The 12,654-nt window shown below is 68.3% G+C and carries 9 protein-coding genes; 8 read left to right on the forward strand and 1 reads right to left on the reverse strand.

The genetic code is table 11. The features are described 5' to 3' along the window. Positions 1-41 precede the first annotated feature (41 nt). The 8 genes from metH to ACFY2X_RS05705 all read left to right on the forward strand — a co-directional run bounded on the left by metH (position 42) and on the right by ACFY2X_RS05705 (position 11,097). Positions 42-3,506, forward strand: a complete 3,465-nt coding sequence (metH, locus tag ACFY2X_RS05670; RefSeq protein ID WP_389932761.1) for a methionine synthase — start codon at positions 42-44, stop codon at positions 3,504-3,506. 19 nt (positions 3,507-3,525) lie between these two features. Beyond that, complete coding sequence (locus ACFY2X_RS05675) at positions 3,526-4,176, forward strand: HAD family hydrolase (protein ID WP_389932764.1); 651 nt, start codon at positions 3,526-3,528, stop codon at positions 4,174-4,176. Between the two features lie 163 nt (positions 4,177-4,339). Continuing rightward, positions 4,340-4,852, forward strand: coding sequence for a cellulose synthase (locus ACFY2X_RS05680; RefSeq protein ID WP_389932767.1), 513 nt, complete (start codon positions 4,340-4,342; stop codon positions 4,850-4,852). A gap of 262 nt (positions 4,853-5,114) precedes the next feature. Further along, positions 5,115-6,110: an ABC transporter permease gene (locus tag ACFY2X_RS05685; protein ID WP_389932769.1), complete on the forward strand. Its 996-nt coding sequence runs from the start codon at positions 5,115-5,117 to the stop codon at positions 6,108-6,110. Positions 6,111-6,167: 57 nt separating this feature from the next. Continuing rightward, a complete protein-coding gene (locus ACFY2X_RS05690; RefSeq protein ID WP_389932772.1) occupies positions 6,168-7,940 on the forward strand; it encodes an ABC transporter substrate-binding protein in 1,773 nt (590 codons plus the stop codon). A gap of 90 nt (positions 7,941-8,030) precedes the next feature. Further along, positions 8,031-9,050, forward strand: coding sequence for an ABC transporter permease (locus ACFY2X_RS05695; RefSeq protein WP_389932774.1), 1,020 nt, complete (start codon positions 8,031-8,033; stop codon positions 9,048-9,050). Beyond that, positions 9,047-10,072, forward strand: a complete 1,026-nt coding sequence (locus ACFY2X_RS05700; protein ID WP_389932776.1) for an ABC transporter ATP-binding protein — start codon at positions 9,047-9,049, stop codon at positions 10,070-10,072. The genes ACFY2X_RS05695 and ACFY2X_RS05700 overlap by 4 nt, the downstream gene beginning before the upstream one ends. Beyond that, a complete protein-coding gene (locus tag ACFY2X_RS05705; protein WP_389932779.1) occupies positions 10,069-11,097 on the forward strand; it encodes an ABC transporter ATP-binding protein in 1,029 nt (342 codons plus the stop codon). The genes ACFY2X_RS05700 and ACFY2X_RS05705 overlap by 4 nt, the downstream gene beginning before the upstream one ends. A gap of 128 nt (positions 11,098-11,225) precedes the next feature. On the opposite strand, the gene tuf is transcribed toward ACFY2X_RS05705, so the two are convergent. Next, on the reverse strand, positions 11,226-12,398 hold the full coding sequence (gene tuf, locus ACFY2X_RS05710; RefSeq protein ID WP_389932782.1) for an elongation factor Tu: 1,173 nt from the start codon (positions 12,396-12,398) through the stop codon (positions 11,226-11,228). Between the last annotated feature and the right edge of the window lie 256 nt (positions 12,399-12,654).

Consider the following 12,654-nt stretch of genomic DNA (forward strand, 5'->3'; position numbering starts at 1 on the left):
GAAAGATAAACGGCTGGACGGTTCCCAGTAGTCTTGTCCCCATGACAAGCACCCCGTCCTTCCGTGATGTCCTGGCCGAGCGCGTGATGGTCGCCGACGGGGCCATGGGGACGATGCTTCAGGCCCACGACGTCACCCTCGACGACTTCGAGGGTCACGAGGGCTGCAACGAGGTTCTCAACGTCACTCGCCCCGACATCGTCCGCGTCGTGCACGACGCCTACTTCGAGGCCGGCGTCGACTGCGTCGAGACCAACACCTTCGGCGCCAACCTGGCGGCCCTGGGCGAATACGACATCTCCGAGCGCGTCTTCGAATACTCCGAGGCCGGAGCCCGGGTTGCCAGGGAGGCCGCCGACCACTGGTCGGCCCCCGACCGGCCCCGTTTCGTCCTCGGCTCCATCGGCCCCGGCACCAAGCTGCCCACCCTCGGGCACAAGCCGTACCAGGCGCTGCGCGACGCCTACTACGACAACGCGGCGGGCCTGATCTCCGGCGGCGCCGACGCGCTGATCATCGAGACCTCCCAGGACCTGCTCCAGGTCAAGGCCGCGGTCGTCGGCTCCCGCCGCGCCATCGCCGACTCCGGCCGGGACGTGCCGGTCATCGCCCAGGTGACCATCGAGACCAACGGGGCGATGCTGCTCGGTTCGGAGATCGGCGCGGCGCTGACCGCGATCGAGCCCCTCGGGGTCGACGTGATCGGCCTCAACTGCGCCACCGGCCCCACCGAGATGAGCGAGCACCTGCGCTACCTGGCCCGCCACGCCCGCGTGCGCCTGTCCTGCATGCCCAACGCCGGGCTGCCCGTGCTGACCGCCGACGGCGCCTACTACCCGCTGAGCCCCGACGAGCTCGCCTCCGCCCACGAGACCTTCGTCCGCGACTACGGCCTGTCGCTCGTCGGCGGCTGCTGCGGCACGACCCCCGAGCACCTGCGCAAGGTCGTCGAGCGGGTCCGGGGCCAGGAGCCCGCCGCCCGCCGCCCCCGTCCCGAGGCCGGGGCCGCCTCGCTCTACCAGCACGTGCCCTTCCGGCAGGACACCTCCTACCTGGCCATCGGCGAGCGCACCAACGCCAACGGCTCCAAGGCCTTCCGCGAGGCGATGCTCGCGGGCAACTGGGAAGAGTGCGTGGAGATGGCGCGGGACCAGGCCCGCGACGGCGCGCACATGCTCGACCTCTGCATCGACTACGTGGGCCGCGACGGCGTGGCCGACATGAAGGAGCTGGCGTTCCGCTTCGCCACCGCCTCCACGCTGCCGATCATGCTCGACTCGACCGAGCCCGCCGTGCTGGAGGCCGGTCTGGAGATGTTCGGCGGGCGCGCGATGATCAACTCGGTCAACTACGAAGACGGCGACGGCCCGGACTCCCGCTTCCAGAAGATCATGCGCCTGGTGCGGGAGCACGGCGCCGCCGTGGTCGCGCTGACCATCGACGAGGAGGGCCAGGCCCGCACCGCCGACTGGAAGGTGCGCGTCGCGACCCGCCTCATCGAGGATCTGACGAAGAACTGGGGCATGAGGGTCGAGGACATCCTCGTCGACGTCCTCACCTTCCCCATCGCCACCGGCCAGGAGGAGACCCGGCGCGACGCGCTGGAGACGATCGAGGCCATCCGCGAGCTCAAGCGCCGCTACCCGGGCGTCCAGACGGTCCTGGGCCTGTCCAACGTGTCGTTCGGCCTCAACCCGGCCGCCCGCATCGTGCTCAACTCGGTCTTCCTCAACGAGTGCGTCAACGCCGGGCTCGACTCGGCGATCGTGCACGCCTCCAAGATCCTTCCGATGGCGCGCATCCCCGACGAGCAGCGCCAGGTCGCCCTGGACATGGTCTACGACCGGCGTCGTGAGGGCTACGACCCGCTGCAGCGGTTCATGGAGCTGTTCGAGGGCGTGGACGCCGCGGCGCTCAAGGCCGGCAAGGCCGAGGAGCTGGCCGCGCTGCCGCTGTGGGAGCGGCTCAAGCGCCGCATCATCGACGGCGAGCGCAAGGGCCTGGAGGCCGACCTCGACGAGGCTCTGGCCCAGCGCCCGGCCCTGGAGATCGTCAACGACGTGCTGCTGGACGGCATGAAGACCGTCGGCGAGCTGTTCGGCTCCGGCCAGATGCAGCTGCCGTTCGTGCTCCAGTCGGCGGAGGTCATGAAGTCCTCCGTCGCCTACCTGGAGCCGCACATGGAGCGGGTCGAGGGCGAGACCAAGGGCCGCATCGTGCTGGCCACCGTCAAGGGTGACGTGCACGACATCGGTAAGAACCTGGTCGACATCATCCTGTCCAACAACGGCTACGAGGTCGTCAACCTCGGCATCAAGCAGCCGGTGTCGGCGATCCTGGAGGCGGCCGAGGAGAAGAACGCCGACGTCATCGGCATGTCCGGGCTGCTGGTGAAGTCGACGGTCGTGATGAAGGAGAACCTCGAGGAGATGAACTCCCGAGGCATCGCCGGCCGGTTCCCGGTGCTGCTCGGCGGCGCCGCGCTGACCCGCGCCTACGTCGAGCAGGACCTCGCCGAGATCTTCCGGGGCGACGTCCGCTACGCCCGCGACGCCTTCGAGGGCCTGCGGCTGATGGACGCCTTCATGGCGGTCAAGCGCGGCGAGGAGGGCGCGAGCCTGCCGCCGCTGCGCGAGCGCCGGGTGAAGACCGGCGCCACCCTGGTCCGGACCGCCGTGGAAGACCTGCCCGCCCGCTCCGACGTGGCCGCGGACAACCCCGTCCCCGCGGCGCCCTTCCTCGGCGACCGGGTCGTCAAGGGCATCCAGCTCGCCGACTACGCCGCGTTCCTGGACGAGCGGGCGACGTTCATGGGCCAGTGGGGCCTCAAGGCCGCGCGCGGCGGCGAGGGGCCCTCCTACGAGGAGCTGGTCGAGACCGAAGGCCGGCCGCGCCTGCGGATGTGGCTGGAGCGGATGCAGACCGAGGGGCTGCTGGAGGCGGCGGTCGTCTACGGCTACTTCCCGTGCGTCAGCGACGGCGACTCGCTGATCATCCTGGACGACGCGGGCAACGAACGCACCAGGTTCACCTTCCCGCGCCAGCGCCGCGACCGGCACCTGTGCCTGTCCGACTTCTTCCGCTCGCGCGCGTCCGGCGAGGTGGACGTGGTGGCCTTCCAGGTCGCCACGATGGGCAACCGGGTCTCCGAGGCCGCCGCGGAGCTGTTCGCCAAGGACGCCTACCGCGACTACCTGGAACTGCACGGCCTGTCGGTGCAGCTCACCGAGGCACTGGCCGAATACTGGCACGCCCGGGTCCGAAGCGAGCTGGGGATCGGCGGTGACGAGTCGCTGGAGGACATGCTGAAGGTCAACGTCACCGGCTGCCGTTACTCCTTCGGTTATCCCGCCTGCCCCAACCTGGAGGACCAGGTCCAGCTGATGGAGCTGCTCGATCCCGCACGGATCGGAGTGAACCTGTCGGAGGAGTTCCAGCTGCATCCGGAACAGTCGACCTCCGCGCTGATCGTCCACCATCCCGAGGCCAACTACTTCAACGTCTGACCGTAAGGGGTTTCCGGGAATGGACGCGGTTCTCTTCGACATGGACGGGCTCCTCGTCGACAGCGAGAAAGTCTGGTTCCAGGTCGAGACCGAGGTGATGGAGCGGCTCGGCGCCGAATGGCGCCCCGAGGACCAGGAGCACCTGGTGGGCGGCTCCATGACCTCCTCCGTGGCTTACATGCTCAAGGTCTCCGGCGCGGACGCCGACCCCGCGGAGGTGGCGGCCTGGATGCTGGAGGGCATGACCCACAGGCTGGCCGACGGCGTGGAGATGATGCCCGGCGCGGCCGAGCTGCTGGCGGCGGTACGGCGGGCGGGCCTGCCCACCGCCCTGGTCACCTCCTCGGTCCGGCCGATCGCAGAGGCGTGCCTGAAGGGCATCGGCAGGCACAACTTCGACCACGTGGTGACAGGCGACGACGTGACGAGGACCAAGCCCGACCCGGAACCGTATCTGACGGCCACCCGGCTGCTGGGCGTGGCCGCGGCCCGCTGCGTGGCGTTGGAGGACTCCCCGAACGGGGTGACCGCCGCCACCACCGCGGGCTGTCGCGTGGTGGCCGTGCCCAGCATGCTGCCCATTCCCTCCGCCCCCGGTCGTCTCGTCGTGGAATCCCTGCACGAGATCGACCTCGAAATCCTCCGGACGCTGGCCGCGGGCGGCCTCTGAGCGGACCGGGTCCCTGCCGGGCGAGGCCCTGAGATCCCGGTTTCCGGGCGCTCGCGGTCTAAGGGTGACCCTTAAGGGGCGATCCCTCCCCAGGGAGGAGGAACCACCTCGGTCAGGCGTGTCAGGATGAATCTGATAAGCCGATATGAGGGGCGGTTTCGCTATGTCGTTCACCCAGATCGCCTGGTTGCCGCTCTGCGCCGGGGCGACCGGTGTGGGGCTGGTGCTCAGTTTCCTGTTGATGCGCCGCCGGGGGGTCGTGGCGGGGTTGCGTGGTGTGGCCTGGTCGCTGCTGCCGCTGGCGGCCTTTCTGACCGGCGCGCTGCCCACCCTGTGGCAGATCGGCACGGCGATCACCGGTTTCTTCGCCGGGCTGGTGTTCAATCCCACAGTGTGGGCCGGGGTGGCCGTGACCGGACTTTCCCTGGTGCTGTTTCTCGTCACAGGCGTGCTGCGCGGCCGCCGTAGGGCCGCGTCCGCGGAGGCTCCGGCCCGCTCGGCTCCCCCGGTGAGTGCTCCCGCGGCGCCGGCCGGATCCGTCGCGCCGGGCGGGGACGCCCGGCAGCCGCTGCCACAGCGCAAGGCCGCTCCCGCCCAGCCCGCCAAGTCCGCCAAGCCTGCGGACGACGACTTCTCCGACATCGAAGCCATTCTGAAGCGCCGTGGGATCGGGTGACTCTGAGTTACCCATCAGTGCAATGTCACAAATCCGAGACAGAAGCGGGACGGGTTCCGGACATTCGAACCAAGATCAAAACGAATGAATTTCGCGTGAATCACAGTTGAGCCACATAACGTCCCAGAGGGCTAGTCAGCGCAGATCAGCCCATAGATTCTGCGTCACGAGGCCGTGGAAACGGCTCATAGACTTCAGGACGCGAACCCAACCCGGGGCGCGTTCAACGGACAACGTCGTCTGGGATCCAGGGGGCCACTGTATGACCGCACCGCTCGATGTTCCTGGCTCGGCTACGGAGCCAGGTCCCGAAGCCGTGCTCGCGGGAGCGGAACGGAAGGCCATTCAAGGCCGTTCTCTCGGTCAGATCGCCTGGATGAGGCTGAAGCGTGACAAGGTTGCCATGGCGGGGGCGGCCGTCATCGTCTTCCTCATCCTGGTGGCGATCTTCGCGCCGCTCATCGTGAAGTTCTTCGGCCACCCGCCGCTGGAATTCCACCGCGAGAAGATCGACCCTTCCACGCTCACGCCCAAGGAGGCGTTCGGCGGCATGAGCGGGGACTTCCTGTTCGGCGTCGAGCCCCTCTGGGGACGCGACATCTTCAGCCGGATCGTCTACGGCGCGCGGATCTCCCTGCTCATCGCCTTCCTGGCCACCCTGCTCTCGGTGGTCATCGGCACCGTCCTCGGCATCGCCGCGGGTTACTTCGGCGGCTGGATCGACACCGTGATCAGCCGGGCGATGGACGTCTTCCTGGCCTTCCCGCTGCTGGTGTTCGCCATCGCGCTGGCCGGCGTCGTCCCCGACCAGGCGTTCGGCCTGTCCGGAGACACCCTGCGCGTGTCACTGCTGGTGTTCATCATCGGGTTCTTCAGCTGGCCGTACATCGGCAGAATCGTCCGAGGTCAGACACTGTCCCTGCGTGAACGGGAGTTCATCGACGCGGCCAGGAGCCTCGGCGCCCGCGGGCCGTACATCATCTTCCGCGAGCTGCTGCCCAACCTGATCGCGCCGATCCTGATCTACGCGACGCTGGTGATCCCGACCAACATCCTGTTCGAGGCGGCGTTGTCCTTCCTCGGCGTGGGCGTCCGTCCGCCGACACCCACCTGGGGAGGCATGCTCGCCGAGGCGGCGCGCTTCTACACCGTGCCGCACTTCGCGATCTTCCCTGGTTTGGCGATCTTCATCACCGTGCTGGCCTTCAACCTCTTCGGAGACGGCCTGCGCGACGCGCTGGACCCGCGCGGTCGTTGATTGCTTCTCGATCCCCGTAATTTCCCTGGCTCCTAACCTCAAGGGGTGTAGCGACAAATGCAGAGAAGACCCGCACTCGCGGCGGCCGCGGTTACCGCGGCGCTCGCCATGGGCCTGTCGGCCTGCGGCGGAACCAGCACGAATAAGGACAATGCCGGTGGTGGCGGGTCGGCGGCTCCGGCCCAGGCCGAGTTCAACGCGGCGATGACCAAGGTGTTCAACCCTTCGACCAAGAAGGGCGGCACCCTCAAGTTCGCCAACTCCGGTGACTGGGACTCCCTGGACCCGGCCGACACCTACTACGGCTACTCGTGGAACTTCATCCGCCTGTACGGCCGTGCGCTGACGGTGTTCAAGGCGGCGCCGGGCCCCGAGGGCGCGCAGGTCGCCCCCGACCTGGCCAAGGAGCTGGGCAAGCCGAGCGCCGACTTCAAGACCTGGACCTACACGCTGCGTGACGGTGTGAAGTTCGAGGACGGCACCCCGATCACGTCCAAGGACGTGGCGTACGGCGTGGCGCGCGCGTTCGACAAGGAGACCTTCCCGAACGGCCCCACCTACCTGAACGAGATGCTCGACTGGCCCAAGGGCTACAAGGGCCCCTACAAGTCGAAGAACGCCGACTACAGCTCGGCGATCGAGACGCCGGACGACAAGACGATCGTCTTCCACCTGAAGCAGCCCTACAGCGGCTTCGACTACATCACCCAGATGTCGCCGACCATTCCGGTGCCGAAGGCCAAGGACACGGGCGCGAAGTACCGCGAGCACGTGATCTCCTCCGGTCCGTACATGTTCGAGAAGAACGAGATCGGCAAGGGCTTCTCCCTCGTCCGCAACCCGAACTGGGACGCGGCGACCGACCCGAACCGCCCGGCGCTGCCGGACCGGATCGAGGTCCAGACCAACGTCAACGCCGACGACCTGGACAACCGCCTGCAGTCGGGTGACATCCACGTCGACGTCGCGGGCACCGGTGTGCAGCCGGCCGCGATGAGCAAGATCCTGCCGGACCCCGCCCTCAAGGCGCGGACCGACAACCCGACGCTGCAGCGTCTGTGGTACACCTCGATCAGCCCGACGGTGAAGCCGCTGGACAACATCGACTGCCGCAAGGCCATCGAGTACGCGGCCGACAAGACCGGCTACCAGGCCGCCTACGGCGGTGAGTTCTCCGGTGGCCAGATCGCGACCAGCCTCATGCCGCCGTCCGTCCCGGGCCACCAGAAGATCGACCCGTACCCCAGCGGTACGGACGGCACGGGCGACGTCGCCAAGGCCAAGGAGCACCTGGCCGCCTGCGGTCAGCCCAACGGCTTCGAGACCAACATCGCCTACCGCGCCGAGCGTCCGAAGGAGAAGGCGACCGCCGAGGCCCTGCAGCAGTCGCTGGCCCGCGTCGGCATCAAGCTGACCCTGAAGCCCTACCCGCAGGCCGACTACTTCTCGCTCTACGCCGGCAAGCCGCCGTTCGTCGTCCAGAACAAGCTGGGCCTGTCCGTCAACGGCTGGGGCTCGGACTACCCTGACGGTTACGGCTTCCTGCAGCAGATGACCGACAGCCGGGTCATCCGGGAGACCGGTGGCTCCTCCAACATCAGCGTCCGCATCCCCGACGTGGACAAGATGTTCGACAGCTCGCTCCTGGAGGCCGACGCCAAGAAGCGTGAGCCGATCTGGGCCGCGATCGACAAGCGCGTCATGGACGACGCGGTCATCCTGCCGGGTGTCTGGGCCAAGAGCCTGCTGATGCGAGGCAAGGGCGTGACCAACGTCTTCATCAGCGACGGCCAGCAGATGTACGACTACGTCGCGATGGGCGTCGAGTAACACCCTGTCAGTCAAACGAGTAGTTAGGCAGGTGAAGGCAGCGGTGGCCGCCGGGGAGCAACCCTCCCGGCGGCCACCTGGCCGGGCACTGTGGTCACATACATCATCAGACGCCTGATCGGCGCGGTGATCATGCTTCTCATCGTGAGCATGGCCACCTTCGCGATCTTCTTCCTCGTGCCCCAACTGGCTGGGGCGACTCCCGAGGGCATGGCCAGCCGATACGTCGGCCGCACCGCCACGGCGGAGACGGCCAAGCTGGCCGCCGAGCGGCTCGGATTCAACGATCCCCTGGTCGTGCAGTACGGCAGGTTTGTGAAGGGCATCGTCGCGGGCGCGGAATACGACTACGGCCCCGGGGTCGAGAAGTGCCCGGCCCCCTGCCTCGGCTATTCGTTCATCACTCGCCAGCCCGTCTTCCCCGACCTGATGAACCGGTTGCCGGTCACGCTGTCGCTCGCGATCGGCGCGGCGGTGATCTGGGTGATCATGGGTGTGGGCATCGGCGTGCTGTCCGCGTTGCGAAGAGGAACGCTCTTCGACCGGACGGCGATGACCTTCGCGCTGGCCGGAGTGTCACTGCCGATCTTCTTCACCGGACTGGTCTCGCTGCTGGTGTTCAGCTACGGCAACCCGTTCTCCTTCGCGGCGCAGGGCGGCCACTACACCACCTTCCTAGACAACCCCGCTGAGTGGGCCTACAACCTGATTCTTCCCTGGGTCACGCTGGCGTTCCTGTTCGCGGCCACCTACGCGCGTCTCACCCGGGCGGGCATGCTCGAGACGATGAACGAGGACTACATCCGCACCGCGCGGGCCAAGGGACTGCCCGAGGGCACCGTCGTCACCAAGCACGGCCTGCGCGCGGCCCTGACCCCCATCCTCACCGTCTTCGGCCTGGACTTCGGCCTGCTGATCGGTGGCGCCGTCCTCACCGAGAGCGCTTACTCCCTGCCCGGCCTCGGTAAGTACGCCATCGACGCCATCGTCAACCAGGACCTGCCCAAGGTGATGGGTGTGACGTTGCTCGCGGCACTGTTCGTGGTCGTCGCGAGCCTGATCGTCGACCTGCTCTACGCGGTGGTCGACCCGAGGGTGAGGCTGGCGTGAGCTTCCTTGAGCTGAAGGATCTGCGGATCCACTTCCCGACCGACGACGGGCTGGTCAAATCCGTCGACGGGCTGACCTTCTCGCTGGAGCGCGGCAAGACGCTCGGGATCGTGGGAGAGTCCGGATCCGGAAAGAGCGTGACCAGCCTGGGCATCCTGGGCCTGCACAAGGGCGGCCGGGCCAAGATCTCCGGCGAGATCTGGCTGGACGGCGAGGAACTGGTCAGCGCCTCCCAGGAGCACGTGCGCGGGCTGCGCGGCAAGAAGATGGCGATGATCTTCCAGGATCCGCTGTCGGCGATGCATCCCTACTACACGGTCGGCGACCAGATCATCGAGGCCTACCGGATCCACCACAAGGTGACCAAGAAGGTCGCCCGCAAGCATGCGATCGACATGCTCGGCCGGGTGGGCATCCCGGAGCCGGGCCGACGGGTGGACGCCTACCCGCACGAGTTCTCCGGCGGCATGCGGCAGCGCGCGATGATCGCGATGGCGCTGTCGTGCGACCCGGAGCTGCTGATCGCCGACGAGCCGACCACCGCGCTGGACGTGACGGTGCAGGCCCAGATCCTGGACCTGATGCGGGATCTGCAGCGGGAGTTCAACTCCGCTCTCATCATCATCACCCACGACTTGGGCGTCGTGGCGGAGCTGTCCGACGACATCCTGGTGATGTACGGCGGCAAGTGCATCGAGTACGGCACCGCCGAGGACATCTTCTACCGTCCCGAGCACCCCTACACCTGGGGTCTACTGGGATCGATGCCCCGTCTGGACCGGGAACGCACCGAACGGCTGATGCCGATCAAGGGCTCCCCGCCCTCGTTGATCAACGTCCCGTCAGGTTGCGCTTTCCATCCCCGCTGCCCCTACTCCGACCGGACGCACGGCAAGGCCGAGACCGAGGCGCCGGTGCTCCTGGAGTCCGGAGGCGGTCATCTGGTGCGCTGCCACATGACTCCGGAGGAGCGGCGGTCGCTCTGGGAGAACGAGATCAAGCCGATGCTGGAGACCACGTGACCACCCCTTCCAATGAGCTGCTGCTGTCCGTCCAGGACCTGCAAAAGCACTTCCCGGTGACCAAGGGGCTGCTCAAGCGGCAGGTCGGTGCGGTGAAGGCGGTCGACGGAATCACCTTCGACGTCTTCAAGGGCGAGACGCTGGGCGTGGTGGGCGAGTCGGGCTGCGGCAAGTCCACCATGGGACGGCTCGTCACCCGGCTGCTGGAGCCGACCGGCGGCAAACTGGTATTCGAGGGCCAGGACATCACCCACATGTCGCAGGGCCGGCTGCGCCCGCTCCGCCGCGACATGCAGATGATCTTCCAGGACCCGTTCTCGTCGCTGAACCCTCGCCACACGGTCGGCACGATCGTCGGGGCGCCCTTCCGGATCCAGGGCATCAAGACCGAGCAGGGCACGAAGAAGGCCGTGCAGGAGATCCTGGAGCTGGTCGGGCTCAACCCCGAGCACTACAACCGCTACCCGCACGAGTTCTCCGGCGGTCAGCGCCAGCGGATCGGCATCGCCCGGACCCTCGCCCTCAAGCCGAAGATGATCATCGCGGACGAGCCGGTGTCGGCGCTGGACGTGTCGATCCAGGCCCAGGTGGTCAACCTGCTGGAAGACCTGCAGAACGAGCTGGATCTCACCTATGTGGTGATCGCGCACGACCTGTCGGTGGTCCGGCACATCAGCGACCGGGTCGCGGTCATGTATCTGGGCAAGATCGTCGAGCTGGCCGACCGCCAGGGGCTGTACGAGTCGCCCATGCACCCGTACACCAACGCGCTGATGTCCGCGGTGCCGATTCCCGATCCGGCCCGGCGCACGGATCGCGAGCGCATCCGTCTCCAGGGCGACGTGCCCAGCCCGCTCAGCCCGCCGCCCGCCTGCCGCTTCCACACCCGCTGCTGGAAGGCGCAGGCGGTCTGCAAGACGGTCGAACCGCCGCTGGTCGAGCTGGCCCCCGGACACCAGGTGGCCTGCCACTTCCCGGAGAACGCCCCCAAGGAGACCGCGACCGCGGAGGCCGTCTCCGCCTGAGCCGCAGCCTCCGCCTGGGCCGCGGCCTCCGCCGCAACGCCCTCGCGCGTCCGCCTACTCGGCGACCGGGCCCCTCCTCGCCCCGGCTTCACGGCCGGTCGCCGGCGAGGAGGGGCCCGGTGTCTTCCTCAGTCGAGTGCGGCGGTGACCGTGCCGGCGCCGACGGTCCGGCCGCCCTCGCGGATCGCGAAGCCCAGACCGGCCTCCAAGGCGACAGGTTTGGCGAGTTCGACGGTCACCTCGACGGTCTCACCCGGCAGCGCGATCCCGGCCTCGTGCAGGTCCACCCGGCCGGGCACGTCGGTCGTGCGGAGGTAGAACTGGGGCCGGTAGCCGGTCGCGACAGCCGTACTCCGCCCGCCTTCCGCGCCGGTCAGCAGGTAGACCCTGGCGGAGAACCGGCGGTGGGCCGTCTGGCTGCCGGGCGCGGCCAACACCTGGCCGCGCCGTACCTGCTCGCGGCGGACTCCGCGAAGCAGCAGCGCGGCGTTGTCACCGGCCTCGCCTCGCTCCATGGTCTTGCCGAAGGTCTCCACCCCGGTGACCACCGCGGTGAAGCCGTCGCCGAGACCCACGGCCTGAACGGTGTCGCCGATCTTGATCGTGCCCCGCTCGATCGCCCCGGTGACGACCGTACCGCGCCCGGTGACGGTGAGCACGTTCTCCACCGGAAGCAGGAACGGCGCGTCGGTGTAGCGCACCGGAACGGGAACGTGGTCGTCGACCGCCTGGAGCAGAGCCTCGATGGAGGCGGTCCACTCAGGCGCGCCCTCAAGCGCCCGCAGCCCGGAGACCCGCACGACGGGCACGTCACGGTAGCCGTGCTCGGCGAGCAGCTCCCGCAGCTCCAGCTCGACGAGGTCGGCCAGTTCGGGGTCGGCGCCGTCGGCCTTGTTGAGCGCGACGACGACGTGCTCGACCCCGACCCGCTGGGCGAGCAGCACGTGCTCGCGGGTCTGCGGCATGATCCCGTCCAGCGCGGACACCACCAGGATCGCCCCGTCGAGCTGCGCCGCACCTGTGATCATGTTCTTCACGTAGTCGGCGTGACCCGGCATGTCCACGTGGGCGTAGTGCCGCGTGGCCGTCTCGTACTCGACATGGGAGATGTTGATGGTGATGCCCCGGGCGGCCTCCTCGGGGGCCCGGTCGATCCGCTCGAACGGCACGTAGGAGGCGCCGCCCCGGTCGCTGAGCACCTTGGTGATCGCCGCCGTGAGCGTGGTCTTGCCATGGTCGACGTGACCCATGGTGCCGATGTTGAGGTGCGGCTTGGTCCGCACGTAGGCCTGCTTGGCCATGTTCCCTTTCCTTCGATGCCCGTCTCCTCGGTGACCCGTGCGTTCGGCCGACCCTTCCCCGAGGGTCACCAGGACGTCCGGGAAAGGGTCAGCGCTCCGCGCCGTCGAGCAGCATCGAGGCACGCGCCGGTGCGCCCGCGGTGGCGGGCGTCACGAGGAGGGCGTGCCGGAACATGCCTTCATGATCTGGTACGGCGTCCCGCACCGGCAAACGGTTTTCCCGCCCGAAGACCGATGCCGGGCCGGCCACCGCGCC

Origin of the sequence: Streptosporangium sp. NPDC000396 (assembly GCF_042898655.1) — a bacterium.
Classification (GTDB): domain Bacteria; phylum Actinomycetota; class Actinomycetes; order Streptosporangiales; family Streptosporangiaceae; genus Streptosporangium.

Coding starts and splice junctions, on each gene's coding strand:
- metH (WP_389932761.1), top strand. CDS start 42: ATGACAAGCACCCCGTCCTTCCGTGATGTCCTGGCCGAGCGCGTGATG.
- ACFY2X_RS05675 (WP_389932764.1), top strand. CDS start 3,526: ATGGACGCGGTTCTCTTCGACATGGACGGGCTCCTCGTCGACAGCGAG.
- ACFY2X_RS05680 (WP_389932767.1), top strand. CDS start 4,340: ATGTCGTTCACCCAGATCGCCTGGTTGCCGCTCTGCGCCGGGGCGACC.
- ACFY2X_RS05685 (WP_389932769.1), top strand. CDS start 5,115: ATGACCGCACCGCTCGATGTTCCTGGCTCGGCTACGGAGCCAGGTCCC.
- ACFY2X_RS05690 (WP_389932772.1), top strand. CDS start 6,168: ATGCAGAGAAGACCCGCACTCGCGGCGGCCGCGGTTACCGCGGCGCTC.
- tuf (WP_389932782.1), bottom strand. CDS start 12,398: ATGGCCAAGCAGGCCTACGTGCGGACCAAGCCGCACCTCAACATCGGC.